Consider the following 19,148-nt stretch of genomic DNA (forward strand, 5'->3'; position numbering starts at 1 on the left):
AGCTGACCTTCGCCGACGTCAGTGCAGGACGTCGGTACCACGGCGTGCCGGAAAACAGCCACCACGTGCACCGCCACTGCTCAGCACTCGGAAGGGGCTCCAGCCCATGCGGTTGTACCTGCTCGCACTCAACCCGACCGACTCGGTCACCGAGGGGTTCCTCCCCGCCGCGGCCCGGCTCGGCCTCGAGGTCACGATCCTCACCGACCAGCCCGAGGGCCACCGCCGCTCGGCGCCGGACGCCGAGGTCCTGGAGTGCGACGTCCGCGACTTCCGCGCGGTCATCACCCGCATATCCACCCACCGCACGCCCGCCGCGGTCTTCACCAACAGCGACCACCTCCAGACCCAGGCGGCCCTGGCGGCCGACTACTTCGGCCTCCCCGCCAAGGACTGGCGGGCGACGCTGCGCGTCAAGGACAAGGCCGAGATGCGCCGCCACCTGGCCGCCGCCGGGCTCGACGCCGTCTGGTCCACGGAACTGGCCGCAGGCCAGGACCCGACCGTGTTCACCGACCTCGACGTGCCCTACCCGTGCGTGGTCAAGCCCCGCGAGGGCGTCGCCAGCGAGGACGTGGTGCTGGCCGACGGACCCGGGGAACTGGTCCAGCGCTGCAAGGAGATCCAGACCCGCCGGCCGGAGGCGGCCCTGGTGGTCGAGGAGTACCTGGCCGGCGAACTGTGCAGCCTGGAGACCCTCGGCGACGGCCGGGTGCGCCACGTACTGGGCGGCTTCCGCACGCGGCTCTCCCCGCCCCCGTACTTCATCGAGCAGCGCTGCACCTTCGTCAGCGCCCACCCCGAAGCCGTCGTCGAGCAGGTCCTCGCCCAGCTCGACGCCCTCGGCGTCGGCTTCGGCATCTGCCACACCGAGTTCGTCGTGAAGGACGGCCGGGCCCGCATCATCGAGGTCAACTACCGGGCCATCGGCGACCAGGCCGACCTGATGCTCGCCCAACTGCTGGACATCCCGCTCTTCGAGCACGTCCTGCGCACCCACCTCGGAGAGCCCCTCCCCGCCGACCTCGGCATGCGCACCGACGGCGTCGCCCTGGTCGACAACCCCTGCGCCCAGAGCGCCGGCACGCTCACCGCCGCGCCCGAGGCAGCCGACCTCGTCGTGGACGGCATCGAACTCACCTACCGGCCGCTGCGCGCGGTGGGGGAGCGGCACGAGCTGTACAACACCAACCGCGACTTCATCGGCGCCCTCCGCGCGCTGGGCCGGAACACCGACCAGGAGACCCTCGACCGCGTCGTCGCCGACTTCCTCGCGGCCCAGCGCTGGGAGATCACCCCGTGAACACCACCACCCGCACCGGCACCACCGAGGCGGAGCTGCTGCTCCGCGTCCTCGGGGCGCTCCTGCGCGAGGACGTCGTAGGCCTGCGCACCCGCACCACCGCCGTCGACCGCGCGGACGGCCGCTGGCTGCGGCTGCCCGCGGATGACGGCGACGCCCTGCTCCTTCCGGTCACCGAGGACGGCTACCAGAGCGTGTACGCCGCCCGGCTGCCCCTGCTCGCCCGGGAGTCGGACGGCCGCGAGCTCACCACCCACGACGAGGTCCTCGAAGCCCTCGGCGCGCTCGCCGACCCCGTCGACCGCGGCGGCTTCGACGCCTTCGCCGAAGAGTGCCGCCAGACCCTCGCCACCATGCGCCTGCACGCCGACACCGCCGACGAGGCCGCCGACGGCCTCACCGCCGAACACGGCACCGACCCCGCGCACTGGACCGGCCTCACGGGCGGACTCGCCCACGACGCCCTCGCCGCGCGCCTCGACCACCCGGTGTACCCCACCGCACGGGGCCGCTCCGGCCTGGACGAGGACCAACTGCGCGCCTACGCGCCCGAGTTCCACCCGCGCTTCGCGCTGCGCTGGATCGCCGTGCCGCAGCGCGACCTCACGGTCGCCGGCGGGCCCGCCGCGCTGCCCGACGTCTGGCCCACGCCGGCCGCGCTCGGCCTGCCCGAGCTCGACCACAGCCACCTCGCCCTCCCCGTCCACCCGCTCACCGTCGGCGCGCCGCTGCGCGAGGCCCTGGACGCGGCGGGCCTGGCCGGCCGTGCCGTCCTCGCCGAGCGCCCGTACCTCCAAGTCGTCCCCACGCTGTCCATGCGCACGGTCGGCGTCACCGCCGACCCCACCCTGCACATCAAGGTCCCGATGGCCACCGCCACCCTGGGACTGCGCAACCGCCGGATCATCCGGCCCGGCTTCCTGGCCGACGGGGTCGCGGGACAGCGGCTGATCGAGACCGTCGTCGCGCGCGAACCCCGCTTCCAGGGCGTCATCCTGCACGCCGACGAGACCGTCTACGCCCACGCCGGCCACGAACTCCTCGCCGCCCTCTGCCGCCGCTACCCGGCCGGCCTCGACGACGCCGTCGTCACCCCGCTCGCCGCGCTCCTCGCCGAAGCCCCCGGCGGCCGGCTGCTGATCGACCACCTCGCCGACCGGTTCTACGGCGGGGACCCGATCGCCCTGCTCGACGCCTACCTGCGGCTGCTCATCGACTGGCAGACGACCCTGTTCGGCTACGGCATAGCGCTGGAGTCCCACCAGCAGAACGTCTCCCTCGTCCTCGACCACGGTCCGGCCGGCGAGACCCGCGTCCGGCTCCTGTTCAAGGACGACGACGGCCCGCGCGTCCACCCGGCCCGTGTACGCGCCACGCTCGGCGCCGACGCCCCCCTCGGCTTCGACGACCCCCGCGCCTTCTGCGACGACGACCGCCCGCTCACCGACCTGCTCACCACCATCACCCTGCACCTGTGCGCCGGTTCGTACGCCTTCGGGCTGGCCCGGCACGGCCGCGCCGAGGCCCGGGTGCTGCTGGACCTCGTACGGGACCGGCTCGCCGAGGCCGCCGAACGCCTCGGTACCGGACCGGGCGAGCCCGGAGCCGTCCTCCGCGCCCACGTCCTGGACGCCCCCCACCTGCCGGTCAAGGCGATGGTCAGCGCCGGCACCCTGCTCAGCAAGGAGCGCTCGGGCGCCGCCGACATCAACAAGCACTACACGACCGGCCCCAACTACCTGCTCCGGAGCGGGGGTCCGCGATGAGCGCCGCAGCGCCGACGGACCAGCTCCAGGCGGCCCCCGCCGCCGGGCCGCAGCCCCGTCCCGTCCTCGGCCGCAGGCAGGTGCACGCGGTGGCGGGCTGCTACTTCGTGGCCTCCTTCGCCGCGCTGGGCCTGCCGCCCTTCCTCACCGAGATCCTCCCGGAACTCGGCGACCGCGACGCCAGCTGGGCCGGCGTGCTCTACATCGTCCCCACCATCTTCGCCGCCGTCGGCGCCCCCCTGTGGGGACGGCTCGCCGACCGGTTCGGCCGCAAGCGGCTGCTGCTGAGGGCCCAGCTGGGCCTCGCGGCCTCCTTCCTGCTGGCCGGCTGGGCCGACTCGATCGCCACCTTCACCGTCGCCCTGGTGCTCCAGGGCATACTCGGCGGCACCTTCGCCGCCTCCAACGGCTACCTCGGCGCCTCGCTGGAGGGCCCGCAGCTGTCCAAGGCGCTGACCCTGATGCAGGGTGCCGCGCGCGCCGCGCTGGTCTTCGCCCCGATCGTGGTCGGCAGCCTCTCGCCCTGGATGTCACCGCACCGCCAGTACGCGCTGCTCGCCGTCCTCCCGCTCACGGCCGCGGTGCTGATCGCCGCACTGCCGGAATCCCGCGGCGTGAGCGCGAAGCCCCGTACATCCGCGCCCGCGGAAGCGGCGGGCGTGACCGCGGCCGGAGAGACGGGCCGCGAGCGCGTCACCTCCCTGCGCGGGCTCTACGCCCTGGAGTTCGCCTTCGTCTTCTCCACGGTCATCTCCTTCCCGTACCTGATCTCCCTCGTCGAAGAGCGAATACCCGGCACCTCACCGCTGGTCTCCGGCGTCCTCTTCGCCCTGCCCCACCTGTGCTACCTCGCCGCCGCGATGTGGGTGCACTCCGGCTTCCACCAGCGTCCCCGCCTCGGTGTGGCGCTCGGCTTCGCCTTTATAGCCCTCGGGCTGGCCGGGCACGGGCTCGCCCACTCGCTCGCCGGGCTCGTCGCCGTCCGCCTGCTGCTGGGCGCGGGCCTCACCCTCGGCCTCGTCTGCCTCTCCGTCATGGCTTCGGACTGCGCCAAGGGCCGGGCCGCCGGCGGGCTGTTCGGCTCGATCGAGTTCTTCTCGAAGGCCGGAGCCGTCGTCGCGGGCCTCGCCGCCGCCGTCGGAAACGGCCTGTACGGGCCTTCGGCGCCCGTGCTGACCGGCACCGCCGTGGCCCTGGTCACCGTCGGCGCGACCGCCCTCCCGGCCCTGAACGTCCGTTCCCTCCGCTCTCTCCGCACCCGCTGGAGCCGTTGATGTCCCTGACCGATGCAATCGGTGCCCACCCCGTCGCCGCGCGTGCCTCCGTCTCCCCGGCCGGGCTGCCCACCGCCGACGAGGCGGTCACCCACACCCTCCTGAACTGCCTGCTGCGCGAGCTGTCCGGACCGGAACACCAGACCGCCGTCGCCGACGGCCACCTCATGCTGTGGCTGCCCCGCCGCGGGGTGCTGCTGCGCGCCGCCCTGCGCCGCACCTCGCTGATCGGCGCCCACCGGTTCACCGGACCGGTGCGCGAGCGGCAGGAGGACGGCTGGGTCCAGGTCGGCTGGCGCCGCCTCGCCGAGTACGTCCACGACGAACTGGCACTGCGGACCGACGTGCGCAACGAGGAGTTCCTGGAGCAGATCGCCTCCAGCCACGAGGCCGTGTCGGCCGCGCTCGCCGTACGCGCCGGCCGCCCAGCCCGCGCCACCACGGTCGGCGAGGGCGACGGACTCGCCGCCTACCTGGAGTCCGAGCAGTCCCTCGTGCTCGGCCACCGCTTCCACCCCACCCCGAAGGCCCGCAGCGGCGACACCGCCTCCTGGCTCTCGTACGCGCCCGAGACCGGCGCCTCCTTCCGGCTGCGCCACCTCGCCGTCCGCGAGCACCTCCTCATCGAGGAGACCGCCGAGGACGGCGCGACGCGACCGCTCGACCGGCTCCGCGCCGAGGTCCCCGAGGGCTACCGGCTGCTGCCCGCACACCCGTGGCAGTACGAGATGCTCAGCGGCCACCCCGGGCTGCGCGACGCCCTCGACCGCGGCGACATCCTGGACCTCGGCGACGGCGGCGAGCCCTTCGCCGCCACCGCCTCGGTCCGCACGCTGTACGACGGGGACACCTTCCTCAAGTTCAGCCTCAACGTCCGCATCACCAACTGCCTGCGCAAGAACGCCAGTTACGAACTCTCCGGTGCCGTCGCCCTGACCCGCCTGCTGGCCCCGGTCCTCGCGGAGCTGGAGACCCGCTTCCCCGGCACCGCCATGCTCCGCGAGCCCGCCTACCGCAGCCTCGCCCTGCCGGGCCCCGACGGCACTCCCGACCGCGCCCTCCTCGAAGGCTTCGGCGTGATCGTCCGCGAGGGCCTGCTCAGCCGGCTCATGCCCGGCACCACCCCGCTGCTGGCCGCGGCCGTCGCCGACGAATACCCCACCGGCCCCGGGCACATCTCCCGCCTCGTCGACACCACCGACCCGCAGGCGGCCCTCGACTGGTGGGCCGCGTACGTCAAGCTGCTCGTCCCGCCCGTCCTGTCGGCGTACTTCGACCACGGACTGGTGCTGGAGCCGCACCTGCAGAACGTGGTGGTCTGCGTCGACGACGAGGGCATGCCCGCCCAGGTGCTCTTCCGCGACCTGGAGGGCACCAAGCTCGTCCCCGAGCACCACGCCGACCTCCTCGCCGCCCTGCCGGCCGAGGTCGCCGGCCCCATGACGTACGACGCCCAGCGCGGCTGGGACCGGGTCGTGTACTGCCTCCTGGTCAACCACGTCGCCGAGATGCTCGCGGCCCTCGCCGACCTGCACCCGCAGACCGAAGCCGCCCTGTGGGCGCAGGTCCGCACCACCGTCCAGGAGCACGCCGACCGGTACGGCTGCCCGCCGCGCCTGGCCGCCCTCCTCGCCGGCGTACCGCTGCCCGCCAAGGCGAACCTGCTCACCCGCTGGGAGCGCAAGGCCGACCGTGAGGCCGGCTACGTCCGCCTGGCCTCCCCGCTCACCGAGGACGTGCTCTCCCAGGTCCTGCGGAACCACACCGAAGACGACCACGCCGACGCCACCCGGAGCATCCGTTGACCGCCCCCACCCCCGCCGTGCGCGAACGCGCCCTCGACCTCCCGGCGACGGAACTGCCCGCCTACCTCTACGACCTGACGGCACTGCGCGCGCACGCCGCCGCCGTCCGGGCCGCACTGCCCCAGCGCGTCGAGCTGTACTACGCGGCCAAGGCCAACCCGGAGGCGGAGATCCTCGCCGCCCTCGAACCGTACGTCGACGGGTACGAGGTCTCCTCCGGCGGCGAACTCGCCCACGTCAGCAAGGCCGTCCCCGGGCGCCCGCTGGCCTTCGGCGGTCCCGGGAAGACCCCCGCCGAGATCGTGACCGCCCTCGAACTGGGTGTCGAACGCTTCCACGTGGAGAGCCTGTACGAACTGCGCGTGCTGGCCGACCTCGTCGCGAGCACCGCACCCGGCGGGACCGCGCCGGGAGTGCTGCTGCGCTTCAACCTGCCCCTGGCCGCCGCCTCCCTCGAAGGCAGCTCCCTGGCCATGGGCGGCCGCCCCACCCCCTTCGGCCTGGACCCCGCCGAGGCCGACACCGCGGTGCGCCTGCTCACCGACGGCACCTACCCGCAGCTGCGCCTGCTGGGCGTCCACGCCCACCTGGCCAGCGGCCTCGACGCCCCCGAGCAGCTCGCCGTCGCCGAATCCGTCCTCACCTGGGCCACCGGCCTCGCCGCCCGCCACGGCGTCGAGTTCGCCGAGGTCAACGTCGGCGGCGGCATGAGCGTCGACTACGCGGACCCGGAATCCCGCTTCGACTGGGCGGCCTACGGCGCCGGCCTCGGAGAACTCGTGGACGCCCACCCCGGCCTGACCCTGCGCATCGAGCCCGGCCGCGCCCTGACCGCGTACTGCGGCTGGTACGCCACCGACGTCCTGGACGTGAAGCACAGCCACGGCGAGGAGTTCGCCGTGGTCCGCGGCGGCACCCACCACCTGCGCACCCCCGCCACCAAGGGCCACGACCAGCCCTGCACCGTCTTCCCCGTGGCCGAGTGGCCCCACCCCTGGCCCCGGCCGGCCGCCGGCGCCGAGCGGGTCACGCTCACCGGCCAGCTGTGCACCCCGAAGGACCTGCTCGCCCGCGGTGTGGAGGCGCCGGGCCTGCGGGCCGGAGACCGGGTGGCCTTCGGCCTCGCGGGCGCCTACGCCTGGAACATCTCGCACCACGACTTCCTGATGCACCCCCGGCCCGGCTTCCACTTCCTGGAGGCCTGAGGCGGCACGTCGTCAGAGTCCCGCTCGTCCCGCTCGTCCCGCCCCGGAGCGCACCGGGGTGCGGCCGGCCCCGGCCGCCGCGGCGGTGCCCGGGCGGGTCCGGCGGCGGCGCAGCAGGGCGGCCGGGAACAGCCAGCAGGCGCCGCACCACAGTGCCAGGGCGGCGTCGAGGAGCAGCGCGGTGCCCGGAGCGGTGACCTGGCGCAGCAGCACCAGGATGCCCAGGGAGGTCATCGCCAGCAGCAGGGCCATGCCCGCCGCGACGAGCCGTGACGCCCAGACGACGGTCTCCGGCTTGAGCCGCAGCCCCGTCACCAGGCGGTGCAGGGCCACCGGCCCGGTCAGCGCCGCCATGGCGCCGACCCCGCACAGCACGCAGACCAGGTACAGCTGCCGGTCCGTCCCGCCCAGGTGCCCGAAGGCGGGCGTGAACGCCACCGCGAGGAGGAAGGCCAGCAGCAGCTGCACGGCGGTCAGCACCACCCGCACCTCGTGCATCAGCTCCAGCCAGAGCCGGTCGGCGCGCTCGTCGCAGGTCTCCTGGCGCTGACCCACGTTCGACGCCCGGGCGATCACGGCGCACCGCCGAGGGCGGGGACCGCCGCATCCGGGTGCATGGCCGCCACCTCCTGAGATCTGCGTGCCCCCTGCCGGACCGGCAGGGGGCACGCCGTACGGATGCGGGTCAGGTGTCGCGGCGACGGCCGCGCAGGGAGTCGCCGACTCCGCGTGCGCGCTGATCGGCCTTGCCGATGGTCTCCTCGGCCTTGCCCTTGGCCTGGTCGACCTTGCCCTCGGTCTTCATCCGCTCGTTACCGGACATCTTGCCGACGGCTTCCTTCGCCTTGCCCTTGGCCTGCTCCATCTTGCCCTTGGCCTTCTCCGCCATGGTGAACTCCTTTCGAGGGTCCCGCACGGCGCCTGCCCAGCTTCGGCCGTCCGAATCCGATCGGGTGGAACCGGGCGGCGCGGCGGGGCGCGGGGCCCCCGCCCGGTTAGACCTCACCGGGCGGGGGGACCGTGCGGAGAGGAAGGCGTTTCGTCATGGACGGCCACGGGGCCACGCACGCGCAGGTCACGCTCCATGTCAACGGCGAACGGCACGTCCTCGACCTGGACCACCGCACCACCCTGCTCGACGCGCTGCGCGAGCGGCTGGACCTCACCGGGGCGAAGAAGGGCTGCGACCACGGTCAGTGCGGGGCGTGCACCGTCCTCGTCGACGGGCGGCGCCTCAACAGCTGCCTGCTCCTCGCCGTCGCCCAGGAAGACACGCGGATCACCACCGTCGAGGGCCTCGCGGACGACGACGGACGGCCGCACCCCCTCCAGGAGGCCTTCGTGGCCCGGGACGCCTTCCAGTGCGGCTACTGCACGCCCGGCCAGCTCTGCTCGGCCGTCGGCATGCTCGCCGAGGCGGCCGCGGAAGAGGCCGAACTGACCCGCGAGGCCATCGCCGAGCGGCTCAGCGGCAATCTGTGCCGGTGCGGCGCGTACCCCCGGATCGTCGACGCCGTGCGGGACGTGATCGCGTGAAGCCCTTCCGTTACGTCCGTCCCGCGAGCCTCGCCGAGGCCGCCGAGGCCCACGGGGCCCGGCCCGGATCCGCCTACCTCGCGGGCGGCACCAACCTCGTCGACCTGATGAAGCTCGGCGTCGAACGGCCCGACACCGTCGTCGACGTCGCCCGCCTCCTGCCCGGCGGCATCGAGACCACCGCCGGCGGCGCGGTACGCGTCGGCGCCGGGGTCCGCGGCGCCGACCTCGCCGCCCACCCGCTGGCCGGGGCCCGCTGCCCCGTCCTCTCCCAGGCCCTGCTGTCCGGGGCCTCGGCACAGCTGCGCAACGCCGCAACAACCGGGGGCAACCTGCTCCAGCGCACCCGCTGCGGCTACTTCCAGGACGTGTCCAAGCCCTGCAACAAGCGGGCCCCCGGCAGCGGCTGCGCGGCCCTCGACGGCGTCAACCGCGAACACGCCGTGCTCGGCCACTCCCCGCTGTGCGTGGCCACGCACCCCTCCGACCTGGCGGTGGCGCTGAGCGCGCTGGACGCCGAGGTGGAGGTCACCGGAGCCGACGGCGTCCGCACGGTGCCGCTCGACGGCTTCCTGAGGCTGCCGGGGGAGCAGCCCGAACGGGACACCACGCTGCGGCACGGAGAACTCGTCACCGCGGTTCTGCTGCCGCCCGGGGCCTTCGGCGTGCCGTCCGCCTACCGCAAGGCCAGGGACCGGGCCTCGTACGCCTTCGCCCTCGCCTCGGTGGCGGCGGTCCTGGAGGTGCGGGACGGCCGGGTGGCACGGATCGCGCTCGCCTTCGGCGGACTCGCGCACCGGCCCTGGCGGGCCCGGGTCGCGCAGCAGCGGCTGCTGGGCGAGCGCCCGACGCCGGACGCCGTCCGCGCGGCCGTCGACGCCGAGCTGGAGGCGGCCCGTCCGCTGCGCGACAACGCCTTCAAGGTGCTCCTCGCCCGCAACCTCGCCCGCGAGGTACTGGGCCGGCTCGCCGCACCCGGGCAGCACTGACCCGGGCGGGCTTCCGCCCCGCCCGCCAGGGCGGAAAAGGAAAGAGGGAGACAGACCATGGAAGGCTTCCCCGCGCTCGGTTCGCCCGCGACCCGGAGGGAGGGCGCGCAGAAGGTCACCGGCGCGGCCCGCTACGCCGCCGACCACACCCCGCCCGGCTGCCTGTACGCCTGGCCGGTGGCCGCCACCGTCGCCGTCGGCCGGGTGGTCCGCGTGGACACGGCCGCGGCCGCGGCGCTGCCCGGAGTGGCGGCCGTGCTCAGCGCCTCCGACGCGCCCCGGCTGGGACCGGCCGAGGACCCGGAGCTGCGGCTGCTCCAGGACGACCGGGTGCCGCACCACGGCTGGTACGTGGCCTTGGCCGTCGCCGACACCCTGGAACGGGCCCGGGAGGCCGCCGCGGCCGTGTCCGTCACGTACGACACCGAGGGCCCCGCCCCCGACGTCCGGCTGTACGAGGACCACCCCGACGCCTACGCGCCCGAGAAGGCCAACGGCGGCTATCCCGGGCGCCGGGAGCGGGGCGACGCCGCCGCCGCGTACGCCGCCGCCCCGGTGCGCGTCGACTGCCGGTACGCGGTGCCCCCGCTGCACAACCACCCGATGGAGCCGCACGCGGCCACCGCCGTCTGGGAGGCGGACGAGGGCCGGCTGACGGTGTACGACTCCAGCCAGGGCGCCTGCACCGTGCGCGCCGACCTGTCCTCCCTCTTCGGGCTGCCCGAGGACCGGATCACCGTGTACTCGGAGCACGTCGGCGGCGGCTTCGGATGCAAGGGCACGACCCGCCCCCACGTGGTGCTCGCCGTGATGGCGGCCCGGCACACCGGGACGCCCGTCAAGCTCGCGCTGCCCCGCGGCGGCCTGCACGAGGTGGTGGGGCACCGCGCCCCCACCCTGCACCGGGTACGCCTCGGCGCCCGGCCCGACGGCACCCTCACGGCCCTGGCGCACGAGGTCACCACCCACACCTCGCGCATCCGCGAGTTCGTCGAGCAGGCTGCCGTCCCCGCCCGGGTCATGTACGCGGCCCCGGACCTGCTCACCGCGCACCGCGTCGTCCCGCTCGACGTGCCCACCCCGTCGTGGATGCGGGCCCCGGGAGAGACCCCCGGCATGTACGCGCTGGAGTCGGCGATGGACGAACTGGCCGACGCGGTGGGCGTGGACCCCGTCGAGCTGCGCGTGCGCAACGAGCCCTCCGCCGAGCCGGACGGCGGCCGCCCGTACAGCAGCCGCAACCTGGTCGCGTGCCTGCGCGAGGGCGCGCGGCGCTTCGGCTGGCCGGGGACCCGCGGGCCGCGGACCCGGGGCGCCCTGCTGACCGGTGCGGGCGTGGCCGCGTCCACGTACCCGGCCCTGGCCGCCCCCTCCCAGGCGCTGGCGCACGCCCTGCCGGACGGCACCTACCGGGTGGAGGTGGCCGCTACCGACATCGGCACCGGGGCGCGGACCGTCCTGGCCCTGGTGGCCGCCGACGCGCTCGGCGTGTCCGCCGACCGGGTGCGCTGCGAGGTCGGGCACACCGGACTCCCCCCGGCATCCCTGGCGGGCGGCTCGTCCGGCACCGCGTCCTGGGGTTGGGCGGTGCACGAGGCGTGCCGGGCGCTCGCGCTGAAACTCGCCCGGCGCGACGGGAAGGTGCCCGAGGGCGGCCTGTGCGCCTCCGCGGACACCACTGCAGCCGCCAAACAGCGCTCGCCGTACGCCCGGCACGCCTTCGGCGCCCAGTTCGCCGAGGTCTCTGTCGACACCGTGTCCGGCGAGGTGCGGGTGCTGCGCATGCTGGGCGTCTTCGCGGCCGGCCGCGTCCTCAACCCGCTGACGGCCCGCTCCCAGTTCGTCGGGGGCATGGTGATGGGCCTGGGGATGGCACTCACCGAGCACGCCCCGCTGGACCCCGCGTACGGCGACTTCACCGCCAGGGACCTGGCCTCGTACCACGTCCCGGTGCACGCGGACGTGCCCGACATCGAGGCGTACTGGGTCGAGGAGCACGACAAGCACCTCAACCCGATGGGGAGCAAGGGGATCGGCGAGATCGGCACGGTCGGCGCGGCCGCGGCCATCGGCAACGCCTTCGCCCGGGCGACCGGCCGCCGGATCCGCGAACTGCCCCTCACCCCCGACCGGGTCCTCGCCGCCCTGGATGCGGCCGACGGCCCGGACGGCACCTGAGCTCCGGGCGACGGTTGCCCTCCCGGAGCGCGGGTAGCCGCCGTTAAGGAGCCGTCCGGGAGGAAGTCCCATGATCCAGGTCTCGATACCGCTGTTCCCCGCCGAAGACGGTGGTCTGCTGATCCCCGCCGACCACGTCACCGCCCTGCTGCGCCAGCTCGCCGCGGACTGGCTGCACGCCACGGAGACGGGCGAGCTGCCGGCCGATGAGGAGACGGTGTCCGAACTGGCCGACGTACTGACCGAGCTCGCCGATCAGATCGACGTCGAGTGCATCGGCTGCGCCTCGCAGTGACCGCCCGCCGCACAGCACCACCGTAGGGGGGCGGAGGCGCGACAGCCAGTGCTGTCGCGCCTCCGCCCCCCTACGGGGTCCGCCGGGGCCTCCTCAGGTCTTCAGCAGCCGGTTGAAGAACGACCGGTACTGCTGGAGCGCCATCCGCAGGTCCTCCGTAGCCACCTCGTCACCTCGCTGCCACTGGCCCTCCAGGTCCTGCTTGTGCGCCGCGAACGTCCCGGCGAGGTTCTGCATCAACTCGGCCACCAGACCGTCCGCCGAGGTGACCGCGTCCTTGGGGTCGTCGACGAAGCGGCCCTGGATCTCGCCCCACGCGGTGCGGTACCGCTCGGTCTCGTCGGCCGACAGCAGCGGCTGGTCGTCCCCCGCGTCGGGTTCCACGGCCTCCCGCGCCGTGCTCTGGTCGCCCGCGCCCCCGGTCACGCCTCCGGCGCCCGGGACGGCCGTGACGTCGTCGTCCCGGCCGGCCAGGCCTTCGTCGTACCGGCCGGAGACGGTTTCGTCCGCGTCGTCGCGGCCCGGGACGCCTTCGTCCGCGCCGCCGGAGAGGTCCCCGGCCGCCTCGCCGGGGTAGACCGGCACGTCGCGCCCCTCGGTGTCCTGGCCCGCGAGGTCCTCCGTGCTCAGGGGGGTGCGCCCGGCCGACTCGTTCTCGTCATGGTTCCGCATCTCACCGGCTCCTCTGATCCGTGAGCAGTTCCTCGAACAGGGCGCGATAGTGCACCATCGCCCCCCGCAGCTCCTCCGTCGTCGCACGGCCGTCCACGCTCCGGGCCCGGACGTCGTGCGCCGCCCGGTAGTGCTCCAACGTCCGGCCGTGTTCGACCGACAGGTCGCGCACCGCTCCCTGGTACCCCTCCGTGGGGTAGCCGCGCTCCCGCATCAGCCGGGAGACGAGGTCATCGGCCTCCTCGACGGCACCCGCCGGCCGGTCCACGAAGTGTTCCTGGACGCCCGTCCACTGCTCGGCGTAGTGGCGCCTGCGGTCCGGGGGGAGTTCCTTGATGTCGAGCTTGTCATGCCGCGCCTCACGGGCGCGCAGTTCGCGGTCGGCGGCCAGCGAGCCGCCCTTCTCCTCGACCGTGCGCTCGTACTCCGGTCCGAAGCGGTCGCGCAGATGGCGCCGCCGCGCCAGCAGCCACATGATCGCGGCGAGTGCGATCACCACGACCACCGCGACGACGATGACCGCTATGAGTGTGCTTGTGGACATCCTGGGCCTCCGTCTCGGGGCCTTGTAACCCGTATAGCGCGGCTGCCCGTCCTGCCCCCGGACAAACCCGGCACGGGCCGGCCCGGCCGTTCCGCACGCCCACCGGAGCCGTGCGTGGCATCCTCGTCGTATGGAGGGCGAGTCCGTGCTTCGCGCCGCCGGTGACGCCGCGGCCCCGGAGGTGCTCGCGCTGGCCAAGGTGGTGGCCAAGCTGCGTGCCGAGGTGGTCGACCTGGAGGGCGTGGCGTCGGTGACGGCCGTCCTCGAGCGGGCCAAGGGCGTGGTGATGGCCCAGGCCGACGTCCCGGCCGACGCCGCCCATCAGCTGCTGCTCGACCGGGCCGCCCAGCACGGGCGCAGCCTCCTGGAGGAATGCTGGATCACCCTGGGCCGCACGGGCAGGAGCCCCGCCGAAAACCCGCCGGGCGCGGCCGGCCCCGCCCGGGCGCAGGCGCCGGCCCCCGAAGCGCCGGAGCCGGACTCCGGCTCGGTCTTCCGCACGGGCCGGTTCGTCATCGGTGCGGGACGCCCCGCCGGGAACCGGCGGATCCTCGCCCGGCTGGCCCGGGAACTGGCCGGCGTCCGCACCCCGGACGGGGTCGCGGAGCTGCTGCGCTCGGCTCTCGGTGAACCGGAGGACGTGGACGCGGTGATGATCTACAACGTGTCCCCGGCCGGCAGCCTGGAGCTGGCGGGCCACGCCGGTGCCGGGGACGCGACCGCCGAACGGTGGAGCCACATCCCGCCGCTCAGCGGGGTCGCCGCGCTGGAAGCAGCGGGCACCGGCGAGGCGGTCTGGCTGGAGGACCCGGACCGGGACGGCGGCCGGTACCTGCTGATCGGCGACCCCCCCGAGCGGTGGCCCTCGCGGGCCTGGCTCCCGGTCCCCGGCAACGGGCCCGTGACGGCGGTCGTCGGCTTCTTCCGCACCCGGCACGGCCCCTTCGACGCCCGCAGCCGCACCCTGCTCAGGCGGGCCGTCCGGCTCTGCGGCGGGCTCCTGCGCGAAGACCACCGGCTCCGCGGCCCCGACCCGGTGGTCGCGGACGTGGACGCCGTCCAGACCGTCTTCGACGCCCTGGCCGGACCCGCGGTCCTGCTCACTCCGCTGCGCTCCGCCTCGGGGGAGATCGAGGACTACCGGATCGAGGCGGCGTCGTCGGAGTCGGTCGACGTGGCGGGCCGGCGCGGCAAGGAACTGGTCGGGCGGCGGGTCCTGGAGACCTACCCGACGGTGGCGGGCACCCCCCTGTGGGAGGGGTACCTGGAGACGCTGGCCACGGGCACGGTGTACGAGGGCGAGCCCTTCGTCTACGAGGAGGTCACCGCCGGGGTGCCGCAGCAGTCGGTGTACTCCGTGCGAGCCGCCCGGCTGGGGGACCGGCTGGTGGTCTCGTGGATCCGCCACGACGCGAGCGAGCGGGAGACCCGCAGGCTGGCCGACATGCAGCGGCTGGGGAACCTCGGCTGGGCCGGCTGGAACCTGGTGACGGACACCATCACCTGGTCCGACCAGGTCTACGCGATCTTCGGCCGGGATCCGGCGCTGGGCCCGATGAAGCTGGAGGAACTGCCCCGGCACCTGCTCCCCGAGGACCTGCCAGGGCTGTCCTCGGCGGTGCGGCGGCTGCTGGGTGACGGCAGGGCGATCGACCAGCCGTTCCGGATCACCACCCGCCACGGGGTACGCCACCTGAGGATCGTGGCGGAGGCCCAGACGGACGCGGACGGCAGCCCCATCGAGGTGCACGGCTTCTTCCAGGACATGACCGCGCAGCGGGACACGGAACAGGCCCTGCTGGAGAGCGAACGCGCCAACCTGGTCCAGCGCGGCATGCTGAAGGCCGAACGCGCCCTCGCCGCCCGCCTCCAGGACACCCTCCTGCCGATCCCCCAGCAGTCGCTGGAGCTGGCCGGGCTGCGCGTGGACGTCGCCTACGTGCCCGCCGACAGCGGAGTCAACGTCGGAGGCGACTGGTACTCGGCGATCGAACTCCCCGACAAGAGCGCCCTGTTCGTCGTCGGTGACGTCGCCGGACACGGCCTGAGCGCGGTCGGCACCATGGCCCAGCTGCGGTTCACCACCAAGGGCATGACCATCACCGGCTCCCCCCTCCCGGACGTCCTGCGCCTGCTGAACACCCTGCTCATGCACACCGCGGGAGATCCGTACAGCGCCACGGCCACGATGGTGATGGGCCGCTACCAGCCCTGGGACCACCGGCTGACCTGGGTGCGCGCCGGCCACTTGCCGCCGCTGCTGATCCGGGGCGGCGAGGCCCGCTACCTGCCGCAGCCCGACGGCAGCCTGCTGGGGGCCGCGTTCGACGCCACGTACGGCCAGGACACGATCGACCTGCTGCCGGGAGACCACCTGCTGCTCTACACGGACGGTCTGGTGGAGAACCCGGGCGAGGACATCGAACAGGGCCTCGCCCGCCTGGCCGAGACCGCCCTGCGCCTCCTCCGTGAGGGCCGGGGCGACACCCTGGCCCGCTCGCTGGCGGCGCTGCGGCCGGGAAACCGCGACGACATCTGTGTCCTCGACGTCAACGTCCCCGAGGACACCTGACCCGCTGCCCGCCTCGGCGATATCGGGCTGCCAGCCGGGGGAACGCCGCTTAGCCTGCCGGTCATGGCCTCTCCGATCACGAACGTGGAACGCACCGACCGACAACTGCGCCTGATCGCCGAGACGGTCGGGATCGCCGGGGCCCTGGGGCTGGAGGTTCGGCTCCGAGGGGGCTGGGCCATGGACTTCTTCCTGGGCGAACCCACGAGGGACCACGAGGACATCGACTGGTTCGCCTGGAGCGAGGACGCCCCCGCCCTCACCGGCGCACTGCTGCGCCGCGGGTACCGGCCGGTGCCCGGTCCGCCCGCCGGCCAGCAGCTCGACTTCGTGAAACAGGGCGAGGAGAGCAGCTTCGCCCTGCTGGCCCGCGATCCCTCGGGGCGGCCCGTCGTCGCGGGCGGGCCGTGGGCCGGGCGACCGTGGCCGGACGGCATGCTGGACGCTCCCGCCGGCCGCATCGGCGCGCTGCGGTGCGCCATCGTCAGCCCGCGCGTCCAGGTGGAGATCAAGCGGATGACGCCGGTCTGGATCCCGGGCCGGCCCCGCCGGGCGAAGGACGCGGAGGACATCCGCCGCCTGGAGGAAGCCCTGCGGGCCGGGGACCCGCGCCCGGCGTGAGCCGCCTCAGCGCCCGGCCGGAGCGGGGCCGGTGAAGCGGCGGCGGGTGTCGACGTGGGCTCGACGGGAGCTCGAGCCTGCTGCCGGGCGGCCCGCCTAGCGTGGAGGCATGCGCAAACTACCCCTCCTCGCCGTGGTGTTCGACCGCGGGTCGGCCGGATACATGGAGGTCCTCGCCTCCGCCCGGAAGCTGTGTTCCGTCGTGTTCGTCTGTGACGAGGACCTGCCCGGCTCGGCCGGTGTCGTGCGCCGGCTCGGCGAGGTCGCCCGGGTGCTCGACGTCACCGGGCTCACGCCCGACCGGCGCCGCGCCGCTCTCCGGGAGCTGCGCCCCGACGGCATCACCACCTTCAGCGAATACCGCCTCGCGGCCACGGCGGAGCTGGCCCGGGCCTGCGGACTGCCCTTCCACACCCCCGAGGTGGTGGCCGCCCTGGTGGACAAGGAGCGGCAGCGGGCGAGGCTGCGCGAGGCCGGCGTCCAGTCGACCCGTTGCGTGGCCGTACGGACGGTGGCGGAGGTGGCGGCGGCCCTTGACGAGGTCGGCCTGCCGGCGGTCCTCAAGCCGCGCAGCGGGGCGGGCAGCGTGGACACCTGCCGGGTCGACGGTGCCGAACAGGCCCTGGCCGTCGCCGCCGACTTCCTGGCCGGCGGAGACGCGGATTTCGTCGTGGAGGAGCTGCTGGCCGGGGACCCGGACGCCGCCGGGCCCGGATTCGGTGACTACGTGTCGGTGGAGTCGGTCAGCTCGGCCGGCACCGTCCGCCACGTCTGCGTGACGGGCAAGCTCCCGCTCGCCGAGCCCTTCCGGGAAACGGGCATGTTCCAGCCCGCCGCCCTGCCCGAGCCGCTGGCAGGCCAGGTGCTCGAGCTGACGGACGCCGCCCTGCGCGCCCTCGGGATCACCGACGGCGTGACCCACGTGGAGATCAAGCTGACTCCGGACGGCCCCCGGCTGATCGAGGTCAACGGCCGGATGGGCGGCTACGTGGGTGCCCTGCTGCGGCGCTCGACGGGCTTCGACCTGCTGCGCGCCGCGCTGCGCGCCGCCCTCGGTCTTCCGCCGGAGATCCCGGAACTGACCTTCGGCGGCGTGGAGTTCGTCTACTTCGTGACTCCGCCCGCCGATGCCGGTGCCACCCTGGCCGGGGTCCGGGGGCTCGACGAGGTGGCCGGCATGAAGGAGGTCTGGCAGGTCAAGGCCGACGCCGCGGCGGGCCGTGCCCTGCACTGGCGCGCCGGTACGGAGGGCCACCTCGGCACCGTGCACGGCACCGCTGCCGACCACGACCGGCTCCGGACCGTCCTCGGAGCCATCGACACGGCCATCCGGCTCGACTACGCCTGACCGGAGCCGGAGCCGGAGCCGGAGCCGGAGCCGGAGCCGGAGCCGGAGCCGGAGCCGCCGGTCACAGCGGGATCGTGGGGTCCAGCGGCTCCCGCAGCCGTCGTGCCACCAGGGCGCGTACCGGCGCGGCCAGCGGAGCCAGGTCCCACCAGCGGCCCGGGAACATCAGCCGGAACAGCCGGAAGTTGCGCAGCGCCACCGCCGTCGGCCGCAGCGGCACGCACGACACCAGGAGCGCCGTCCGCAGGGCGCGCAGGTGGTGCGCGGGGCGCCGTGAGGTCAGCAGCGACTGGGCGAAGGCGTTGCGGTAGGCCCACCACATCATCTCGTGGCGCTCCGCGCCGATCTGCATCCGGGTGTTCGGCTCACCCGAGTGCGGGTCCGCCGAGTGCGCGAGGCCGTCGGCGATGTGGTGGACGTACGGGTACCGGTCGGACACCCGCCACAGCAGGGTGCCGTCCAGCCCGAGCCCGTGGCTGAACTCGAACGGCAGGTTGCTGGGCAGCTCGTCCTGGAAGACGTCGAGCAGATCGGTCCTGCGCATCAGGGTGCAGGAGGCGCTGACGGGCACCTGGTCCTCGACCGTGGCCGACCGCACCAGGAACTCCAGCGAGGACATCCGCCCCTCGCGGTGCCGGTAGCAGGTCTGCGGCCGCTCGTAGTGCCACGTCATCGCCGTGAACACGAATCCGGCGCGCGGGGACCGGTCGAGCACCTCCACCGAGCGCTCCACCGCGTCCGGGGATATCCAGTCGTCAGAGAAGAGGAGCTTGACGTATTCACCCTCGCTCAATTCGAGCGAGCGACGCCAGTTCAGGACCCGGGGCAGCAACGAATCATTGCGGTACGCCCGGACCCGCGCATCGGATTCCGCGATTTTCGTGATGACGTCCCAGGTTTCGTCCGTACTCGCATTGTCAACGACGACGACTTCAATATCGCTATAAGTCTGTTCGAGGGCGCTGCGTACGGCGCGCTCCACCTCCGCAGGCCGGTTGTACACCGGGATACAGATGCTGACCTTGGCCATCGCGCGCTCC

Annotated in this window: 17 protein-coding genes; 12 read left to right on the forward strand and 5 right to left on the reverse strand. The window is 74.2% G+C overall.

All coding sequences use genetic code 11. The features are described 5' to 3' along the window. Positions 1-106: 106 nt before the first annotated feature. From ACFY7H_RS14190 to ACFY7H_RS14210, 5 genes are read left to right on the forward strand one after another with little or no spacing between them, the layout of a single operon-like run. Positions 107-1,303, forward strand: a complete 1,197-nt coding sequence (locus ACFY7H_RS14190) for an acetyl-CoA carboxylase biotin carboxylase subunit family protein (RefSeq protein WP_388937777.1) — start codon at positions 107-109, stop codon at positions 1,301-1,303. Beyond that, on the forward strand, positions 1,300-3,069 hold the full coding sequence (locus ACFY7H_RS14195; RefSeq protein ID WP_388937779.1) for an IucA/IucC family protein: 1,770 nt from the start codon (positions 1,300-1,302) through the stop codon (positions 3,067-3,069). Before ACFY7H_RS14190 ends, ACFY7H_RS14195 begins: the two co-directional genes overlap by 4 nt. Continuing rightward, positions 3,066-4,343 (forward strand): MFS transporter, encoded by a 1,278-nt coding sequence (locus tag ACFY7H_RS14200; RefSeq protein ID WP_388937781.1) that lies wholly within the window; start codon positions 3,066-3,068, stop codon positions 4,341-4,343. The genes ACFY7H_RS14195 and ACFY7H_RS14200 overlap by 4 nt, the downstream gene beginning before the upstream one ends. Then, positions 4,343-6,148: an IucA/IucC family protein gene (locus tag ACFY7H_RS14205; RefSeq protein WP_388937782.1), complete on the forward strand. Its 1,806-nt coding sequence runs from the start codon at positions 4,343-4,345 to the stop codon at positions 6,146-6,148. The genes ACFY7H_RS14200 and ACFY7H_RS14205 overlap by 1 nt, the downstream gene beginning before the upstream one ends. After that, on the forward strand, positions 6,145-7,353 hold the full coding sequence (locus ACFY7H_RS14210) for a type III PLP-dependent enzyme (RefSeq protein ID WP_388937783.1): 1,209 nt from the start codon (positions 6,145-6,147) through the stop codon (positions 7,351-7,353). Before ACFY7H_RS14205 ends, ACFY7H_RS14210 begins: the two co-directional genes overlap by 4 nt. Before the next feature lie 12 nt (positions 7,354-7,365). Here ACFY7H_RS14210 and ACFY7H_RS14215 read toward each other — a convergent pair whose 3' ends face one another. Together ACFY7H_RS14215 and ACFY7H_RS14220 are read right to left on the reverse strand one after the other, a co-directional pair. Then, positions 7,366-7,908, reverse strand: a complete 543-nt coding sequence (locus tag ACFY7H_RS14215) for a DUF6328 family protein (protein WP_388937785.1) — start codon at positions 7,906-7,908, stop codon at positions 7,366-7,368. A gap of 130 nt (positions 7,909-8,038) precedes the next feature. Continuing rightward, positions 8,039-8,242, reverse strand: a complete 204-nt coding sequence (locus ACFY7H_RS14220) for a CsbD family protein (protein ID WP_388937787.1) — start codon at positions 8,240-8,242, stop codon at positions 8,039-8,041. Positions 8,243-8,397: 155 nt separating this feature from the next. On the opposite strand from ACFY7H_RS14220, the gene ACFY7H_RS14225 reads away from it, so the two are divergent. The 4 genes from ACFY7H_RS14225 (at position 8,398) to ACFY7H_RS14240 (ending at position 12,351) form a co-directional block, all read left to right on the forward strand. Then, positions 8,398-8,889 (forward strand): (2Fe-2S)-binding protein, encoded by a 492-nt coding sequence (locus tag ACFY7H_RS14225; RefSeq protein WP_388937788.1) that lies wholly within the window; start codon positions 8,398-8,400, stop codon positions 8,887-8,889. Beyond that, the gene (locus ACFY7H_RS14230; protein WP_388937789.1) at positions 8,886-9,878 is read left to right on the forward strand and encodes an FAD binding domain-containing protein; all 993 of its coding nucleotides are present in this window, start codon (positions 8,886-8,888) and stop codon (positions 9,876-9,878) included. The genes ACFY7H_RS14225 and ACFY7H_RS14230 overlap by 4 nt, the downstream gene beginning before the upstream one ends. Before the next feature lie 57 nt (positions 9,879-9,935). Further along, positions 9,936-12,056 carry a xanthine dehydrogenase family protein molybdopterin-binding subunit gene (locus ACFY7H_RS14235; RefSeq protein ID WP_388937791.1) on the forward strand — a complete coding sequence of 707 codons (2,121 nt, stop codon included), beginning with the start codon at positions 9,936-9,938 and terminating at the stop codon, positions 12,054-12,056. Positions 12,057-12,126: 70 nt separating this feature from the next. Then, entirely contained in the window at positions 12,127-12,351 is a 225-nt protein-coding gene (locus tag ACFY7H_RS14240; RefSeq protein WP_388937793.1) for a DUF6213 family protein, read from the forward strand. 93 nt (positions 12,352-12,444) lie between these two features. Here ACFY7H_RS14240 and ACFY7H_RS14245 read toward each other — a convergent pair whose 3' ends face one another. Both ACFY7H_RS14245 and ACFY7H_RS14250 read right to left on the reverse strand, forming a co-directional pair. Continuing rightward, positions 12,445-13,023: a hypothetical protein gene (locus tag ACFY7H_RS14245; protein WP_388937796.1), complete on the reverse strand. Its 579-nt coding sequence runs from the start codon at positions 13,021-13,023 to the stop codon at positions 12,445-12,447. A gap of 1 nt (position 13,024) precedes the next feature. Then, entirely contained in the window at positions 13,025-13,567 is a 543-nt protein-coding gene (locus tag ACFY7H_RS14250) for a hypothetical protein (RefSeq protein ID WP_388937797.1), read from the reverse strand. Between the two features lie 130 nt (positions 13,568-13,697). Between ACFY7H_RS14250 and ACFY7H_RS14255 the strand changes: the two genes are divergently transcribed. The 3 genes from ACFY7H_RS14255 to ACFY7H_RS14265 all read left to right on the forward strand — a co-directional run bounded on the left by ACFY7H_RS14255 (position 13,698) and on the right by ACFY7H_RS14265 (position 18,108). After that, positions 13,698-16,139, forward strand: a complete 2,442-nt coding sequence (locus ACFY7H_RS14255) for a SpoIIE family protein phosphatase (RefSeq protein ID WP_388937799.1) — start codon at positions 13,698-13,700, stop codon at positions 16,137-16,139. A 63-nt stretch (positions 16,140-16,202) separates the two neighbouring features. Then, positions 16,203-16,760 carry a nucleotidyltransferase domain-containing protein gene (locus ACFY7H_RS14260; protein ID WP_388937801.1) on the forward strand — a complete coding sequence of 186 codons (558 nt, stop codon included), beginning with the start codon at positions 16,203-16,205 and terminating at the stop codon, positions 16,758-16,760. A 109-nt stretch (positions 16,761-16,869) separates the two neighbouring features. Beyond that, entirely contained in the window at positions 16,870-18,108 is a 1,239-nt protein-coding gene (locus ACFY7H_RS14265) for an acetyl-CoA carboxylase biotin carboxylase subunit family protein (protein ID WP_388937802.1), read from the forward strand. A 61-nt stretch (positions 18,109-18,169) separates the two neighbouring features. On the opposite strand, the gene ACFY7H_RS14270 is transcribed toward ACFY7H_RS14265, so the two are convergent. Then, positions 18,170-19,138 (reverse strand): glycosyltransferase family 2 protein, encoded by a 969-nt coding sequence (locus tag ACFY7H_RS14270; protein WP_388937803.1) that lies wholly within the window; start codon positions 19,136-19,138, stop codon positions 18,170-18,172. Positions 19,139-19,148: the final 10 nt, after the last annotated feature.

Origin of the sequence: Streptomyces sp. NPDC012794, assembly GCF_042901085.1 — a bacterium.
Taxonomy (GTDB): Bacteria; Actinomycetota; Actinomycetes; order Streptomycetales; family Streptomycetaceae; genus Streptomyces.